Here is a 17,138-nt window from a genome sequence, read left to right as displayed (position 1 = left end):
ACGGTTGTTACGAAAGGTGGATAATGGTCGCTCCAACCTCCACAGAACTCTGTTTCTCCAGCTTAATGTCCGGGAAACGATCCGAATTGGCGATAATGATCGGGGTTATGACTTCATACCCTTCTGCCTTGATGGCATCGATATCAAAGCGGATCAACAAGTCCCCCCGTTGTACGCGATCCCCTACTTTAATGGAAGATTCAAAATGTCTCCCCTTTAGGTTGACGGTATCCACTCCAATATGAATGAGCACCTCTTCTCCATCATAACCGTTTAATTTGACCGCATGTTTGGAGTCCATGAAAGCCGTAACTTCACCTGCGATCGGTGCATACAGTTCTCCTTTGGCAGGAATAATGGCAGCGCCCTTACCCAGTAATCCCAAAGAGAAGACATCGTCTGGTACACGGTCTAGATGGACTAATTCCCCTTGCATCGGGCTGGCGATTGTAAGTGGGCGTAATTCATTTTGGCGTGGTACATTTGCATTTGTTTTTGCAGCATACTTAGTGTCTGGGGTGTTGTCTTGAACAGGCTGCCCAGAAAGCGTCTTGTCATCGTTAACGTTGGAATTGTCTTCTTCTTCATCGTCCACTGGATCTTCAAAACCAATGATCCATGTCAGAGCAAAGGTAACGATAAAAGCGATCAGACAAGTCACAATGGCATGAACGATGTTCATCGGATTGCTGCCAATGAATGCAGGTAACGCGGCAAGCCCTGGAGACACGAAGGCATAACGTACTAATCCGGTCAGACCAGCGTATATCCCTGCTACACCACCACCGATCATTGCGGCAATTAAGGGTTTCTTCAGTTTCAGCGTTACACCGTACAAGGATGGTTCCGTGATGCCCAGCACAGCGGTGAAACCGGATGAAGCAGCGAGCTGTTTCAGTTTTTTGTTTTTTGTTTTCAATGCTACAGCAAGGGTGGCCCCACCTTGAGCAATATTGGACGCGAGCATTCCCGGACCATTGATCATTTCATATCCATTTTTGGTCAGTTGGCTAGTTGCAATCGGCGTCATGGCCCATGCGGTACCTGTTACGATCAGGAATGGTTGCAAAGTTCCCATTAACAAAGGAATCAGCCAACTGGCTCTGGCATTAATTGCTTCTGCACCCATCGCAACCAGATCATTCAGGTACGTTCCGAAAGGCCCAATCGCCACCAATGCAAGTGGTGCTGTAATCAATAGTACAATCATTGGTTTCGTGAAAAATTTAATCATTGAGGGCGATACCCGATCCGCGAAACGTTCAATATAGGACATGAGCCAAACGACGATAATAATCGGCAGCACGGAGCCCGCGTAATCGGTTAGTCGAACTGGCACACCGATGAAAAACACGTCTTTTCCTTCCGCCATCAGGGCGCTCCAGCCTGGATGTAATAACACGCCGGCAACTGTCATCGCCAGAATGGGGCTAGTTTCAAATTTAATGGAAGCTCCATAAGCCAACAGAATTGGCATGAAATAAAAAGCCGCGTCCGCAATGGTATTAAGGATATAGTAGTTTTGGCTTTCCGTCGTTACGAGACCTGTCAGCACAAGTACGGCTAATATCGCTTTGATCATACCCGCGCCAATGATTGCCGGAATTACCGGAGTAAATGTTGTTGAGATCACGCTGATGAATCTGGAGATCCAGCTCTGTTTTTGCTTTGGTCCGTTATTTTTGCCAGAATTCGATTTGGAGTCCGCACTTCGGGTTGCCGAACCCATCTGCTGAGTGATAACTCGGTAGACCTGCTGCACCTCATTGCCCACAACGACCTGGTATTGTCCACCATTGTTCACAACGGTAATGACACCTGGAAGTGCTTTGAGTTTTTCTGTCTCCGCTTTGGAGATGTCGTGCAGTTCGAACCGAAGTCGAGTTGCGCAGTGCGTAAGCCGAGCGATATTATCTTTCTTCCCAACCAATTCCGTTATCTCTTGTCCCAACTTGCGATAATCCATACCAATGCCTCATTTCTGAATTTGGATATAAAAAAAGACCAAAACGATATGCCTTCCCCTACTCACATAAGGAAAATGCAAAATCATTTTGGTCATGCCTGCTTTACCAGTAACAGCCAAACACTGCTAATATTCAATTCGTTATCGATGTAAACGTTTACTGGATCATAATATCACACAATAAATTAGTTAGCAATCACTTTATTCGACATTTTTCTGCAATTTAATTTGCTTGATTCGACTTGATTATTAGCGGCCTTCTATAGGCTTCCACCCATTCCCCTTCTCATTTGCCTACATACAATACATTAGACTAATGAACAGGAGTGATGTGATATGACATTTTTACCTCCTTTTGGACCTGGTGGAGGGTTCGGTGGCCCTGGGGGTCCCGGAGGACCAGGAGGACCCGGCGGACCAGGCGGATTTCCTGGTCCGCCATCGTTCCCCGGGGGTGGAGGCGGCGGACCACAAGGCGTGCAGGCACCTACAGGACCGCCACCATCATTCATTCCACAGCAACCCGCTTCGTTATATGCGGTAGATCCAAGAGCCATATCCGGCTGTCTGTTTCGCTACACATATATTTGGCCGGATCGTGGTCCCGGCTTCTGGATGTACCCGGTATTTGTAGGTAGAAATTCGGTGGCTGGCTTCCGTTGGAATGGCTTCTTCTGGCTATACACCGGCATTGATCTGCAGCGAATCAGCTCGTTTAGTTGTTTCTAGAAGTAAATCCCCCTGTATGCGGATTAATCCACATACAGGGGGATTTAGATTTATGGAATATTCACCTTGTCTAAAGCAACTTAATCAGCTTTTCTAGCTCATCAACCAGACTCTTTGCAAGTTCAAAATTAGTATCTTTTAAAGCCAATTCAATTTTCATTTCAACAGACTTTTTCTTTTGTTCATTTTCTAGATAGTTTTCATCAAAATGACTCGTATAAATCATCTGTCTGAATTCTTCTATACTCATTTTACTAATCGTTTTGTCCTCGATAATTAAAACATAATCCATACCATTTACAACCGAATAGAAATCATGAGAAATCATGATAATCGCACCTTTGTAGTCCTCAATAGCTTTCTCCAATGCGATTTGTGTATAGATGTCCAGATGGCTTGTCGGTTCATCTAGGAGCAATACGTTGGCTTGACTGGCAGAAACTTTAGCCAGTTGAAGCATATTTTTTTCTCCACCAGATAAAGATTCAATCTTTTGATCAAGGATTTCTCCTTCAAAGCCATAGTTTGGAAGATACGATCTAATTTCATCATACGTTTGAAAGCCGGAATCAATGAATTCATTTAGGATGGTATTCGAATCTTTTAACATTTCGCCTTGAACCTGAGATAAATAGGCCACTTTAACATCAGCATTGATTTCAATGGAATCCTGATTATTTTTAAAGATTTCTCGGAGTAAAGTCGTTTTCCCGGTACCGTTAGGACCGATCAGGGCTACTTTATCTGTCGATTTGATCTCAAAGTTCACATTTTCCAAAAGCAACTCGTCAAAGGAAACGTTATAGTTATTGACGTTAACCACAACAGTATCTTCCATTTCCTTATCGATTCCAAAACGGATATTCGGCTGTTTGATATCGACAAATGGCTCTTTTATTCGACGTGCTTCCAATCTCTCTTGAAACTTGACTCTGGCTTTTAACGCTCTTCCTCTGGAGGCTTCCGAATTATACGTGGCGATCTCTCTAAGATTGTCGATGATGTGATCATATCTCTCAATTTCTTCAGCTTCAGCAACTGCGATTTCTTGCAGTTCGATCTTAGACTGAAGCAGTGAGAAGTTATAATCGATATATCGCCCGTCAAACTCTTGGAGCTCTGTGTTTTCAAGGTGTATGATTTTGTTGAAACAATGGTTCAACAGATACCGGTTGTGCGTAACGACCAGCAGCATTCCCTTGTGGGTGTTAATCAATTTTTTAAGCGCGTTCAGGTTTTCAAAGTCTAAAAATACATCGGGTTCGTCCATAATCATTAAGTCGGGACGATTCAGCATTTCCTTCATCACTTGAATAAGTTTGAATTCCCCGCCGCTTACGGCTGATATACTAAGATCTTTGAGCTTCATGAGGTTGGCAAGGTTTAACTGTTTATTGATGTTTTTTTCGTAATTATCCCCATCCATCGCCTCGAATGCATCCAAAGCCAATTGAAGCTTTTCCATCAGGGAATCCATATCCGATGTGGTGGCCATCTCCGCATAAATCGCTGTAATTTCATCTTGTATCTTGATGAATTCTTCTGCGATATATTCAAAAACGGTCATTTCTTTTGTTTTGTCTACTTGCAAAAACTGACTCACATACCCGATTCTGCAATCGGGGTCTATCTCTAACTTGCCCTCGAACAAATATAGTTCCGGATCCATCAGGATATCGATCAATGTACTTTTTCCACTGCCGCTTGTTCCGATAAAAGCACAATGTTGTGCCTCTTCAAACGTAAATGAAATGTTTTTATATAGTTCCTTTTGTGGAAATGAGAAGGATAGGTTTTCAACTTTTATCATAGTGTTACCTTTCTTTACAACTAAATTGGTGGCTAATATTAGATATATTGTCGAACACAGACTTTTAGAGTAACACTGTTTACCACCAAGTACAATCGATTTTTAGCACTTACCCTCACTTTGAAACTCTATACTTTCTATAGAATGATGGCTAGTGGACGGTGGTTACTTCATAAAACACTACTGACATACTGTTGTCAGTAGTGTATTTGTATAGTTGGAGTAAGCAATTTTAAAGGAGTAAAAGTAAATGAAGTGTTTTTGATCCAAAATGTATTACTTATTATAGGAAGGATGATATCTCGTGAATTTTGCTTCTGTGCGTATCATTACTGATGACATGGATCGTCTCGTCGAGTTCTATGAGAAAATCACGGGTGTTTCTGCAGAACGCCCTGCACCTGTCTTTGCCGAACTCGTTATGCCATCGTGCACTCTAGCGATCGGCCACTCCAAGACGGTGCAACTATTTGGCGCTGGTTCCGCTGTGGCGGCCAACAATCGTACTGTCATTATTGAGTTCCACGTCCACGATGTCGATGCCGAATACGAGCGCTTGAAGCCGTTTGTCGATGAGTGGGTAAAGGAACCTACCACAATGCCGTGGGGGAATCGTGCTGTGCTGTTTCGCGATCCTGACGGTAATCTGGTTAATCTCTTCACGCCGGTGACCGAGGAAGCAATCCAACGGTTCAGTGGTAGGCTATAAAGGACAGTTGAAATGAGCTCACCAGAGGGAGGCATGCTTTCTAACGATCTCAATAAATGCTTCTACTTGGGGAGAGATCCACTTGTTTTTGGGATACAGCAACTGTGTAGCTAGATTTTGTTTGTACTGCTGACCTGAAAGTTTTTCCTCCTTCAGCTCCTTCTCTACCGTAATTCGAGGTAACAAGGATATACCCATACCGCTCAATATCGACTGTTTCACAGCTTCAATACTCCAGAATTCAATATTGGAAGTAATCCCTATCTGATACTCCTCAATGCATTGTTCAAACAATGTGCGATAACCACAACCTCTTTCGGTAAAAAGTAAATTGCTTCGTACGATGTCGCGTTGTAGCTCAAATGAATTGGGGTACAACAGCATCATGGGCTCCTCAGCCAATTTCTCACTGTACAGATTGGGATCATGCACCTCTGTCCCTAGCATGAAGGAAATATCACTTTTACCTTGCATCAAATTCTCTTTATATTGTACGGAATCTAATTGGTGCCATTCGATATTGACATGGGGATGCAATTTTTTGAACTCTTCAATAATAGGAGGAAAACGATAGATCAACAACGTTTCCCCAATACTGATCACGATATTACCCGTTAATTCACCTTGTGCAGCAGTCACTTCCTTAATCATGTGATACAGGTCAAGCATTTTCTGTGCATGTGGCAACAATTTTTTTCCGGTCTCCGTTAAAATAACCCGCTTACCAATTCGATCAAATAAAGGGTAGTTAATCTCCTCTTCCAACGCCTTAATATGCAATGTAATTGTAGATTGCGCGTATCCAAGATGTTCAGCAGCTTTGGTAAATCCCTCGTGTTCCACAATTGTAATAAATGTGACCAAATGACGTATTTCCATCATTGGCTCCCTTCTTTGTAACATCATTAAAACTGATCGTTTACATATAAACTATCAATTTAACTAATGTAAAGCAATCGTTTATATTCAATGTAGCTCATTAAGAGCCCATTTCATTTTTAATCTCAATCGTTTATGGAAGGGAGTAATCACTATGCAAACAGTAGCAACGTCATCCATCTTGATTAATGGATATCGAATCGCTTATGAGCAATACGGAGAAGGCTCTCCCATATGGCTCCTTCACGGAACACCCTCTTATAGCTATGAATGGAGAAAAGTAATACCCGCGCTGGTTCAAAAAGGGTATAAAGTCTACGTACATGACCTTCTTGGATATGGAGCATCCGAAAGACCACTCGAAGCAGATACTTCTGTGGCAGCACAATATACGCTGTTTAGTCAGCTTTTAGACGAACTCGGAATGGATCGTTTACATGTCGCAGCCCACGATCTAGGTGGAATTGTCGGAGTCCAACTGGCCTTGGAACAGCCTGAACGTGTACAATCGCTTACGTTACTCAACATGCCCAGCTATGATTCGTGGCCCTCACCAACCTGGAAGAAAATTATCGAAGAACAGCTTGAACAGGTTGAACAAATGTCCCGTGCTGATTTTGATACCATGCTAAAGAAACAATTATCCATGGCAGTGTATAATAAAGAGCTTATGACTGGCAATGCACTGGATGCATATCTGGAACCCCATACAGGTTCATTGGGCAAAGCCTCTTTTTTCTCCCATCAGGTAGCTCATTATAATGCAAAATATACTGAATCCTATGGAACAGATTTACCCAAGCTGAAAGTTCCCGTTCAAATTTTATGGGGGGAAGAAGACGAATGGCAGCCCCTTATGTACGCAAAGAGGCTTGTCCAGGATATTCCCCATGCCTGCCTACATGTCATTCCCAAAGCTGGTCATTTCGTAATGGAAGATGAGCCGGGGCAATGTTCTGATTATATCGACCGTTTCTGCAATAAACATCCGTGAGTAGGTTTGTATATTGAACAGAATCTCTAAGAGAAAAATTAAGCGCTCCACTGGCATAAAGCTGGTGGAGCCTTTTTTTGGTTAATGGCAAGGTGTCCTTGCATACTGTTAGTTTATAATCTGCGTATATGTATATACAAATTTAGGATTAGTCTTCATTTCCCCCTTCAATATTACGATAAATAGTATGGGGTTATACGAATAGCCATATTTACTTTATTACATCCAAGGGGGAACCGTACGTGAAACAGACTCGCAAAAAAAAGATGGATTTAAGGTTCAAACTGTATTTGATTATTCTGGTTCCGCTACTGGCCATGGGCGGTCTAATCATATGGGCAACCATCGACTCCAGTGAAAATGCATCATTAATGACCATGCAGCATAACAATCAGCAGCTGGCTGTGAATACCGCCTCTCAACTAGGTCAGGAGTCGGAATTAATTAAGACATTATCTTCTCCTGCTTCAGAGGAGAGCAACGAATATAAAAGTCTTAGGGACGAACTCGTTAAAGTTAGGCTTCAATCGGGAGCCTTGTATGTTTATATGTATAACAAAACTTCGGACGGGTGGATCTACACCGTAGATGGAGCGAATTGGGACGATACGGAATATAGTCCTTACGGCACTGCAATGGAATTCAATCCCCAGATTCAGGAACGCTTGTTACGCGGTGAAGTCGTCACAACAGGCATTGTAGATGATCCAACTTGGGGACAGCTATTGTCCTCCTGTACACCAATCAAGGATTCGCAAGGTGCTGTCATTGGCTATCTGGGCATTGATATTTCTGCTGGAGCAGTGAATCAAGTCTCCGCGACATCTGTGAATAATGCTTATCAGACCATTATCCCGATTTTTGTGGTTGTACTGATTCTTTCTTTGGTCATGATGTTATTCGTAGTACGAGGTATTCTTAGACAAGTACGCGATATTAAGTCAAGTCTCGAGCAGGTTGCTGATGGGAATCTCAAAGTCGTATCCACACACATGTCCAATGATCAACTCGGTGACATTAGTGATTTGATTAACATCATGGTTGCCCAATTGACGAACATTCTGATGGGAATACAGCAAGGTTCAAATACATTACAGCAGTCATCAAAAGATATTTCGGAAACCGCTCAGACAAACCAGCGTCAGAGCGAAGAACTTTCCAGAGCGATTGAGGAGATTGCCATAGGTTCAATGAAACAGGCTGAAGAGACAGAACACTCCGTCCAGCATTCAGAGAATCTGGGCAAAATAATGGATGAAGTAGGTTCATATGTGAAACAGTTTACTTATACTTCAGAGCAGCTATCTTCTGTTCAAGTACAAGTTACACGTGAACATGAGGTTCTGCTTGAGAAGGGCAGAGAGAATGCCAAGCGTGTTGAGCATCAACAGGATATTTCCAGGTCTCTGACGACTCAATCCGAACTCGCTTCCTCTATTAGCGGTCAAATTCACAACATTTTAAAACAAACTCAAATTCTATCCCTGAATGCTTCAATTGAAGCTGCCCGAGCTGGAGAAGCGGGTAAAGGCTTTGCAGTCGTTGCAGGTGAAATGGGACAGCTCGCTCAACAATCCGAACGTTCGATCCAAGAGATTGATGAGATCCTGGGTTCATTTGTTCAAGAGATACATCGGATGGGCAGTCATTTTGATGCAAATATGGTAGCTGTTAAGGAACAGGAGAAACAGATCGCTGATTGTCTCCAGGCATTTGGACAGGTTAGCCGCTTATCGACCGAAGTGCATGAGTTGGCTCAGAGTTTAGACAGCCGGACGATGGACATGCACTCTATTCGTCAGGAGTTGGAACAGAATCTCAGTTATATTGCTTCCGCAACCGAGGAAACTTCAGCCATGGCCGAAGAAGTCACGGCTAGTGCTGTGGAGCAGCAGCGATCGGCAAACGAACTGTCGAACATCTCCGGGGAACTCGCTGGTCTTGCAGGCAACCTAAAATCATATTCCGATCAATTTCAGATCGAAGTCACTAAATAAGTTCCCAATCTTGCTAAGGGTGTTGTTAGATGACAATTTAGAATCGCCGCCGGAAACATAACTTTCTTGGAGCGTTAATTTTTCGGAGGACTCAGGGTTCTGATCAGCAGCTTCCACCAACGAATTAGGAGATTCATCACGTTGACTTAATAATGATTCCTCATTTATAATTCGAACATTAAGAGCCTGCCAGACATGACTTACCATGGATGCCTGGGATATCGATCTGTAAACAAACTCAAACTCAACAGTGAAAGATGTGAATGCATTATGGTTAAAGAGAAATTATATTACGGTAAAGATATCGAGGTTATGTTTAACTCGGATGTTTGCATTCATTCCGGTATTTGTGTAAAGGGCCTTCCTGCTGTTTTTGATTTAAGCAAGCGTCCTTGGGTTGATCCTGATGGTGACACTTCGGAGGCCATTGCCCGGCATATTGACACATGTCCAAGCGGAGCATTGACGTATAAGCTTCTGGACGGTGAATATTCAACAAAGAAAGAGGATGAACATGCATAACGTAGAACATGAACCTGCCAATAAAAGATTTCTTATTCAAGATAACGGTGACATTGCTGCGGTGATGACCTATGTAATCTCGAGTCCAGAGCTATACATCATTGATCACACTTTGGTGGAAAATGCTTACCGAGGACAAGGGCTTGGCGATGAACTTATCAAAGCTATGGTGGAATACGCGCGGGAAAACGGTATTAAGATTTTACCTCTATGTCCGTTTGCCAAGGGACGTTTCGAACGTATCTCTGAATACGCGGATGTTCTCCATCAATAAAACTAATAGTCGCAGTTGATTTTCATGTGATTACACAACAATAAAAGGCGCCTATATCATTCAAACCATGATATAGGCGCCTTTTTACGTATCCTACTTAAACTTTAACGCTTAATCCAACAATGGTTTCAAACGGTCGCAACATCAGTGGCAGCATGCCATTCTCATAGTTGGTAAGCCAGATCTCTGAGAAGTCGAGGCCAAGCTCATCTTCCTCAAGCTCCACCATGTGTTCAGAAAGATTGATTACTACCAGCACCTGTTGATCTGCCAGTGTACGTGTATATGCATATACACTCGGATGATCCGGCATCAGAAGCTCATAGATACCATAAGTCAATGTATCATGCTCTTTTCGCAGCTGAATCATTTGTTTATAAAAGTGAAGGATGGAACCTGGTTCCTGGAGTTGTTTCTCTACATTAATATGGACGTAATTGTCATTCACTTTTAGCCATGGCGCACCGCTGGTAAACCCGGCCTCTTTGGCCGAAGACCATTGCATCGGCGTTCTGGAATTATCGCGACTCGAAGCCCAGATGATGTTCATGATCTCCTCATGCGACATCCCCTCATCGCGTTTGATCTGATATAAATTCCGGTCGGCTATGTCGTTATAATCCGCTATGGAAGGATAAGCTACGTTTGTCATGCCTATCTCTTGCCCCTGATATATAAAAGGGGTTCCTTGCATGAAAAAGTACATGGCTCCAAGTGCTGTGGCACTTTCATACCAATACTCCGTATCATTTCCCCAAGATGAAACTTTACGAGGCTGATCGTGATTTTCAATAAATAAAGCATTCCAGCCTACGCCTTCCAGTGATTTTTGCCACTTGGTCAAGACGTTTTTCAATTTGGGAACATCCAGTTGCTTGTCTGTACTGTTTTTCCAAAGGTCCAGGTGTTCGAATTGAAAGACCATATTAAATTTCCCTCTGACTTCACAGATCCAATCCAGCAGATCTTCTTGGTCCTCCACCTTAACTCCATTCGCTTCCCCAACAGTCACGACGTCATATCTGGATAATGTATTCTCTTTCATTTCTTGCAGATAACTCTGGATTCCCTTCACATTCATATGCTTTTCAAAAGAGGAGATGTACTTGACGCCTTCTCGGATTGGCATGTCCAAGAGGCCCTCTTCTTTGTGAATATGGCTGATGGCATCCACACGGAAACCATCAATCCCTTTATCCAGCCACCAATTCATCATTTCATATATGGATTTCCGAACTTCCTGATTTGCCCAATTCAAATCCGGTTGTTTCTTGGAGAACAGATGGAGATAGTACTGTCCGGAGACTTCATCATATTCCCAAGCAGAACCGCCAAAGATGCTCTCCCAGTTATTTGGTTCGTCTCCATTCTTCCCATCTCTCCAGATGTACCAATCCCGTTTGGGGTTATCCAGCGAAGCTCTGGATTCAATAAACCACGGGTGTTCGTCACTTGTATGATTGATCACCAAGTCCATGATGAGTTTCATGCCGCGTTGATGAACTTCATGCAGCAATTGATCAAAGTCCGCCATCGTGCCGAATTCATCCATAATGGAACAGTAATCACTGATGTCATACCCATTATCATCGTTGGGTGACTTATACATCGGACAGATCCATATCAGATCAATACCGAGATCTTGAATATAATCCAGTTTAGATATGATCCCCTTGATGTCACCAACCCCATCTCCGTTGGAATCCATAAAACTTCTCGGATAGATTTGATAAGCTACTGCTTCTTTCCACCATACTCTTTTCATTGAATACAATCCTTCTTTCTTGAGAACTGAACATTATATAACGTATTTTGCTTTAATCATGGATAAGGTACATTCTGGCTTCATATGGACGCAATTCGCTCTCCGAGAGTTCACCTGTATAGTTAGCTATCAAAAGCTGATAGGACCCTGTTAATTGCTCCTGAAGCGGAAGTTCAGTCGTATATCCTTGGAAATTGCATACCACAAGAATTGTCGTACTATTCAACGTTCGGGTATAAGCAAACACGTCTGGGTTCTCTGGAAAGATCAGCTCATAATCACCATATACAATGACTTCATGATCTTTTCTGAGTTGGATTAACTTCCGGTAATAATGGAATATGGATTCAGGGTTATTCAAACTTTCCTCGGCATGGATATGCTTATAATTTGGATTCACCTTAATCCAAGGTTCCCCTTGTGTAAAACCCGAGTTATCGGAAGTATCCCATTGCATAGGTGTGCGTGCATTATCACGGCCCTTGGCGTAGATCGACTCCATCACGCTTTGTTCAGGATAACCTTTCCCCATTCTTTCCTTATAAAAGTTGAGCAATTCAATATCCCGATAATCCTCGATAGCGTATTGGAAATTCGTCATACCCAATTCTTCACCCTGATATATGTAAGGCGTACCTTGCATGCCATGAAGAAGGGTAGCCAACATTTTAGCCGATTCAACTCTGAATTCTCCATCATTTCCCCAACGAGATACGATACGTGGCAAGTCATGGTTGTTCCAGAATAGACTGTTCCAGGCATCACCCTTGAGCTCCGTCTGCCACTTGGACAGCACTTTTTTTAATGCCATCACATCCAAAGGTTTAAGATCCCACTTTCCTTTGCCTTCTTGTTCATCCAAGCTGATGTGTTCAAATTGGAAGACCATTGAAAACTCACTGCCGTCTGGATTGCTGTACAGTTTGGCGATTTCCGGAGTGGCGCCCCATGTTTCTCCAACGGTTAGCAGGTCTTCCGCTTTTTGAAACGTCTCCTTGCTCAGTTCCCTGATATATTTATGCAAATTAGGTCCGTTTCCCGTAATCTTCAAATCCGGTTCTTTACCGATTAAGTCGATCACGTCAAGGCGAAAACCACCCACACCCTTGTCGATCCACCAGTTAATCATGTTGTATATCTCCTGCCGGACTTTGGGGTTTTCCCAGTTGAGATCTGGCTGTTTTACGGAAAATAGATGTAAGTAATATTGCCCGATCTCAGGCACCCATTCCCAGGCTGAACCACCAAAGGTGGACCCCAGGTCGTTTGGAGGTGTTCCTTCAACACCATCTCTCCAGACGTAGTAGTCATGGTACGGATTGTCTTTACCTTTTTTGGCTTCTTGAAACCAGGAGTGTTCATCCGAGGTATGGTTCAACACCAAATCCATAATGATTCGAATGTCTCGTTTCCCGGCCTCCTGAATTAATGTTTCCATATCTTCCAAAGACCCAAACATCGGATCGATGTCCTGATAATCTGAAATATCATATCCAAAATCATCTTGAGGAGACTTGCACACGGGTGATAACCAGATCGCACCAATGCCGAGTTGCTGCAAATAATCCAATCGGGACACTATGCCCTCCAAGTCTCCGATTCCATCACCGTTTCGATCTTGAAAGCTACGTGGATATATTTGATATACAACGGTTTCTTTCCACCATTTTTTATTTTCCATGTTCCATTCAACCTTTCTAAGGTTATTCTTTGACCGATCCTACGACAATGCCCGTCACAAAGTATTTTTGCAGCAAGGGATAAATCAGCAATAGCGGGATAACAGCGACTACGATTTTGGCTGCATTCAGGTTTTTGTTCGATATTTCAGTCAGATTACTGAGTTCGCTGGAATTCGTGCCGGCTTGAAGCAAATCGGCAATATTCACGTTAAGGGACTGAATATAGGTCATTAGCGGGTAGTTGCTAACTTTGGTCATATAGATCAAACCACTGAAGAAGTCATTCCATGTACCCACGATACTGAACAAGGCGACTGTCGCCAGCGCAGGAATGGACACAGGGACATACACTTTGAACAAGACCTGAATGGGATTTGCTCCATCGATGAATGCTGCCTCTTCAAGCGCTTTAGGTACAGCGGAGAAGAAATTCATCACGAGAATGACACTGAATATGGGGACAGCGCCTGGCAGAACAAGTGCCCATATCGTATTCAGCATGTCCAGGTTTTTGATCAGCAGGTAACTCGGAATCATGCCTCCGCTGAACAACATGGCAAAAATCATGATATTCATATAAATGTTTCTGCCTTTGAAATCCCTCTTCGATTTGGATAGCGGATAAGCCATCAAAATAATCAAAATCATGTTAAGCACAAGGGTAAGTGCGACACGTAGAACAGATATGCCAAAGGAACGCCAGAACTGTGCATCATCAATAATTTTGCTATAAGCCGCTATTGTAAAATTGACCGGAACGAGACCTACTGCGTTCGCGGATACTGCCTCGCTGCTGCTGAATGAAATGGCGACGATATTCCATAACGGAAGAAGGCAGACCAATGCCAGCATGATGACGATGGCATAGATGGCAAACCGGCCAATTCGATCTTTGAAGTTTGCAGAATAGGACACAGGTTTGGCCTCCTTAGAATATTTTTCGATCCGTATATTTTTTGGCCAACTGGTTGGCAGACAAGAGCAAAACAATGCCGATTACGGACTTGAACAAACCAACAGCTGTACCGAAGCTATACTGTCGCCCAACGAGACCGATCCGATAGACATAAGTATCCAGAATGTCGCCTGACTCGTAGACAACCGGGTTATACAGATTATAGACTTGGTCGAAACCGGCGCTCAAAATGTTGGTCAGGCTCATTACACCCATGAGCAGAATAATAGGTAACATGCCTGGCAATGTAATATGCCACACTTTTCTCCACCAACTGGCTCCATCCATGCCTGCGGCTTCATACAGACCGGGGTCAATGGACGTAATCGCAGCCAGATAAACGATGGAACTGTAACCAAACTCTTTCCATACGTCTGTTCCTATAATCAGTGGCTGGAACCAGGTGTTGCTGCCAAGGAAATTAATATTTTCGAGGCCAAAGAACGCCAACATTTGATTCACAATGCCATCCAAACTGAACATGTTGACAACAACCGATGCCAGTACAACCCAGGATAGAAAGTGCGGCAGATAAACAATCGTCTGCACAGATTTTTTAACGTATTTGATACGAATTTCATTTAATAAAACAGAAAAAATGATGGCCATCATCGTTCCGAGCAGAATCTTGCCAATCGCAATCACCAACGTATTGCTGACGACCTGCGCGATATCCGGCAGCTTGAACATATACATAAAATGCTTCAGGCCTACAAATTCGGAGCCAAACATGCCCTTGGCCGGTATATAGTCCTGAAACGCCGTAATGATGCCGACCATTGGAACATAGCTGAATACAAGCAAAAACAAAATGCCCGGAAGCATCATCATATGGTACATGGCACCTGGGCCGAGCCGCCCTCTCGCTTTCCAATTCCCCTGTTTCATGGATGAACCCCTTTTCTGAAGAAAGGCTGCGTATCGCAGCCCTGCTACTGTTCATGGATGTTTATTTTTTCGATGCGATCTCGTCTTCAATTTCCTGAATGACTTGATCACCACCCTGTTTCTTCCAGTTACTCACGAATGTTTCGAAATAATCGAGCGGTTCTGAACCCGTTACAATTTTAATAAACGACTCCTGCTCCAACTTTGTCAGATTGGCCCACGTCTGTTTCATGCTTGGTGTAGTGCCAGAGAAAGCAGGTGTCATCCATACAAATTTGTTTTCTTGTGTCAGTTTGTCAATCAGTCCCACTCCGTTGATCCGCGAATGATATTTTGACCAAGCAGTCACATCATCCGTATCCATGTCGCTCAAATAGGTTTTGATGCTTCCGATATTGTTCTTCGATTCGGTAGTGCGAACCTCATCCAGGGAAATTTCTCCTTTGATTCCGCGAACAACGTCAGAGTAATCATCCAACAGCGATGTAGCCGAATTGACTTCGATATTAAAAGGTCTCGTAGATCCGTCTACCCCGGTCTCCTGATACTTGGCAGCTTCCGGCATGGTTGCTGCGGCATTTTTATCATTTGCCAGTTTATCGTAGAACAAGTTTACAATTTTAACGGCCAGTTCAGGGTGCTCATAACCTTTTCTCACCACGATAAACTGATTGGATGGATTGGCATGCGCCACGTTGACCTTGCCGTTTGCATCCTCCAGCGTATAAGCCGAAAATTTCGCATTTTTATCCATCTGTTTTGCACTGATCAGTCCCCAGTCAGGGATATGCCACGGTCCAAAGGCAATACCGCTTTGGCCATTGGCGTAGAGTGCGGTAATATCATCAAATGTGCGGGTTCCAAATTGCGGGTCGATAATACCATTCTTGAACCAATCCGCCATGGTGCCCAGCATTTTCTTCGTTTCTTCTGTCGTGGAACCATACACGATTTTGCCGTCTTCACCATTCATCCAATATTGCGGGAAGGCACCCTCGGTTGAGGCCACACCCAGCATCGTATAAGCAGAGCCATTATAATCTGTTGTATTCATCGTGTTCACAAATGGAATACCTACCGGGTTCCCGGATTGGCCAGGATCTCTTTTCAGGAATTCCAGCGCTGTTTTCTCCACTTCATCCAGTGAAAGGGCACCGTCTCCGTCTGCATCCAGTTGAATGCCCAGCAGATCCAGCCAATCTTGACGAACCCAAACCATCGTTGGTGCGGAATCCAGGGAAGTCGCCGGAAGGCCCATCAAACGTCCATCGATTGTTGCATTGTCTAATGCACGCCCATCATAGGAATCGTACATCTGCTTAATGTTATCTGTGGCATATTGATCATAGATGGCGGTCAGATCCTCAATCAGATCGTTATCCACCAGTTCTTTCAGTTCATCTTTGGAATCAACACGCATCATGTCAGGCAATTCCCCGGATGCGATGGCAAGCGATACTTGACGACTATAATCTTCACCATTGGCTTCAAATTGATCTGTAATCTGAGCGTTAAACGTGTCTTTGACCAGCCGAGTATATGCGTTGTTCTCATAGGTATCACCAGCCGGCAGTTTTGGGTTGGCTGTGGTTACCCGTCCCATGGTTACGGTGATTTCGTCTTTATAGGCACTGAACGGATCTCCAGGCGTTACCTCATATTTGCCTGCTTCCTCTGCAGTAGGATGATTGGAAGTGCCTCCACATGCCGCTAGGGCTGCAACCATCAAGGCGGACATGGACAGCACGGCCAGACGCTTTGTCACCCGTTTGCTTTTCATAGACCATTTTGTTCTCATCTAGTTCGATTCCCCTTTATTCTGATGTTCAATATATTTGTTTACGCTTTCATTATAAAATGAAGTGAAGGCCCATCGAGATAGGGATTACACGTCCGTTTGGATAGAGAAATGGTTACAGTTTTCAGTTCGTATGATGAAGTATGATTAACTTGTGATCATTTACCCTA

The 17,138-nt window shown here is 43.5% G+C and carries 14 protein-coding genes; 6 read left to right on the top strand and 8 right to left on the bottom strand.

The genetic code is table 11. The features are described 5' to 3' along the window. Nucleotides 1-7: 7 nt before the first annotated feature. Nucleotides 8-1,966 (bottom strand): beta-glucoside-specific PTS transporter subunit IIABC, encoded by a 1,959-nt coding sequence (locus tag C161_RS16065; RefSeq protein ID WP_036671468.1) that lies wholly within the window; start codon nt 1,964-1,966, stop codon nt 8-10. Nucleotides 1,967-2,302: 336 nt separating this feature from the next. On the opposite strand from C161_RS16065, the gene C161_RS32375 reads away from it, so the two are divergent. Next, on the top strand, nt 2,303-2,695 hold the full coding sequence (locus C161_RS32375; RefSeq protein ID WP_036671465.1) for a hypothetical protein: 393 nt from the start codon (nt 2,303-2,305) through the stop codon (nt 2,693-2,695). Between the two features lie 70 nt (nt 2,696-2,765). Here the strand turns inward: C161_RS32375 and C161_RS16055 are convergent, their stop codons facing one another. Then, the gene (locus C161_RS16055; RefSeq protein ID WP_036671464.1) at nt 2,766-4,505 is read right to left on the bottom strand and encodes an ABC-F family ATP-binding cassette domain-containing protein; all 1,740 of its coding nucleotides are present in this window, start codon (nt 4,503-4,505) and stop codon (nt 2,766-2,768) included. Between the two features lie 304 nt (nt 4,506-4,809). Here C161_RS16055 and C161_RS16050 point away from each other — a divergent pair, with 304 nt between their 5' ends. Then, the gene (locus C161_RS16050) at nt 4,810-5,214 is read left to right on the top strand and encodes a VOC family protein (protein ID WP_036671462.1); all 405 of its coding nucleotides are present in this window, start codon (nt 4,810-4,812) and stop codon (nt 5,212-5,214) included. A gap of 18 nt (nt 5,215-5,232) precedes the next feature. On the opposite strand, the gene C161_RS16045 is transcribed toward C161_RS16050, so the two are convergent. Next, nucleotides 5,233-6,096: a LysR family transcriptional regulator gene (locus C161_RS16045; protein WP_084650246.1), complete on the bottom strand. Its 864-nt coding sequence runs from the start codon at nt 6,094-6,096 to the stop codon at nt 5,233-5,235. A 151-nt stretch (nt 6,097-6,247) separates the two neighbouring features. Between C161_RS16045 and C161_RS16040 the strand changes: the two genes are divergently transcribed. From C161_RS16040 to C161_RS16025, 4 genes are all read left to right on the top strand, one after another. Beyond that, nucleotides 6,248-7,087 carry an alpha/beta fold hydrolase gene (locus C161_RS16040; RefSeq protein WP_036671461.1) on the top strand — a complete coding sequence of 280 codons (840 nt, stop codon included), beginning with the start codon at nt 6,248-6,250 and terminating at the stop codon, nt 7,085-7,087. A 242-nt stretch (nt 7,088-7,329) separates the two neighbouring features. Beyond that, nucleotides 7,330-9,084, top strand: coding sequence for a methyl-accepting chemotaxis protein (locus C161_RS16035; RefSeq protein WP_036671460.1), 1,755 nt, complete (start codon nt 7,330-7,332; stop codon nt 9,082-9,084). A gap of 270 nt (nt 9,085-9,354) precedes the next feature. Further along, nucleotides 9,355-9,606, top strand: coding sequence for a (4Fe-4S)-binding protein (locus C161_RS16030; protein ID WP_036616061.1), 252 nt, complete (start codon nt 9,355-9,357; stop codon nt 9,604-9,606). Next, nucleotides 9,599-9,880 carry a GNAT family N-acetyltransferase gene (locus tag C161_RS16025; protein ID WP_036615433.1) on the top strand — a complete coding sequence of 94 codons (282 nt, stop codon included), beginning with the start codon at nt 9,599-9,601 and terminating at the stop codon, nt 9,878-9,880. Before C161_RS16030 ends, C161_RS16025 begins: the two co-directional genes overlap by 8 nt. 97 nt (nt 9,881-9,977) lie before the next feature. Here the strand turns inward: C161_RS16025 and C161_RS16020 are convergent, their stop codons facing one another. The 5 genes from C161_RS16020 to C161_RS16000 form a co-directional block, all read right to left on the bottom strand. Beyond that, nucleotides 9,978-11,645, bottom strand: a complete 1,668-nt coding sequence (locus C161_RS16020) for a glycoside hydrolase family 13 protein (protein WP_036671459.1) — start codon at nt 11,643-11,645, stop codon at nt 9,978-9,980. Between the two features lie 52 nt (nt 11,646-11,697). Continuing rightward, entirely contained in the window at nt 11,698-13,326 is a 1,629-nt protein-coding gene (locus C161_RS16015) for a glycoside hydrolase family 13 protein (RefSeq protein WP_036671455.1), read from the bottom strand. A gap of 22 nt (nt 13,327-13,348) precedes the next feature. Further along, nucleotides 13,349-14,242 carry a carbohydrate ABC transporter permease gene (locus C161_RS16010; protein WP_051447395.1) on the bottom strand — a complete coding sequence of 298 codons (894 nt, stop codon included), beginning with the start codon at nt 14,240-14,242 and terminating at the stop codon, nt 13,349-13,351. 13 nt (nt 14,243-14,255) lie between these two features. Further along, the gene (locus C161_RS16005) at nt 14,256-15,170 is read right to left on the bottom strand and encodes an ABC transporter permease (protein ID WP_036615441.1); all 915 of its coding nucleotides are present in this window, start codon (nt 15,168-15,170) and stop codon (nt 14,256-14,258) included. A gap of 61 nt (nt 15,171-15,231) precedes the next feature. Then, on the bottom strand, nt 15,232-16,968 hold the full coding sequence (locus C161_RS16000; RefSeq protein WP_036671454.1) for a sugar ABC transporter substrate-binding protein: 1,737 nt from the start codon (nt 16,966-16,968) through the stop codon (nt 15,232-15,234). Between the last annotated feature and the right edge of the window lie 170 nt (nt 16,969-17,138).

It is taken from the genome of Paenibacillus sp. FSL R5-192, from assembly GCF_000517845.1.
Lineage (GTDB): Bacteria > Bacillota > Bacilli > Paenibacillales > Paenibacillaceae > Paenibacillus > Paenibacillus amylolyticus.
Note: the sequence above shows the minus strand (reverse complement) of the source record. Positions and strands in the feature narration are given on the sequence as shown.

Coding starts and splice junctions, on each gene's coding strand:
- C161_RS16020 (WP_036671459.1), bottom strand. CDS start 11,645: ATGAAAAGAGTATGGTGGAAAGAAGCAGTAGCTTATCAAATCTATCCG.
- C161_RS16045 (WP_084650246.1), bottom strand. CDS start 6,096: ATGATGGAAATACGTCATTTGGTCACATTTATTACAATTGTGGAACAC.
- C161_RS16000 (WP_036671454.1), bottom strand. CDS start 16,968: ATGAGAACAAAATGGTCTATGAAAAGCAAACGGGTGACAAAGCGTCTG.
- C161_RS32375 (WP_036671465.1), top strand. CDS start 2,303: ATGACATTTTTACCTCCTTTTGGACCTGGTGGAGGGTTCGGTGGCCCT.
- C161_RS16040 (WP_036671461.1), top strand. CDS start 6,248: ATGCAAACAGTAGCAACGTCATCCATCTTGATTAATGGATATCGAATC.
- C161_RS16025 (WP_036615433.1), top strand. CDS start 9,599: ATGCATAACGTAGAACATGAACCTGCCAATAAAAGATTTCTTATTCAA.
- C161_RS16015 (WP_036671455.1), bottom strand. CDS start 13,326: ATGGAAAATAAAAAATGGTGGAAAGAAACCGTTGTATATCAAATATAT.
- C161_RS16005 (WP_036615441.1), bottom strand. CDS start 15,170: ATGAAACAGGGGAATTGGAAAGCGAGAGGGCGGCTCGGCCCAGGTGCC.
- C161_RS16030 (WP_036616061.1), top strand. CDS start 9,355: ATGGTTAAAGAGAAATTATATTACGGTAAAGATATCGAGGTTATGTTT.
- C161_RS16055 (WP_036671464.1), bottom strand. CDS start 4,505: ATGATAAAAGTTGAAAACCTATCCTTCTCATTTCCACAAAAGGAACTA.
- C161_RS16065 (WP_036671468.1), bottom strand. CDS start 1,966: ATGGATTATCGCAAGTTGGGACAAGAGATAACGGAATTGGTTGGGAAG.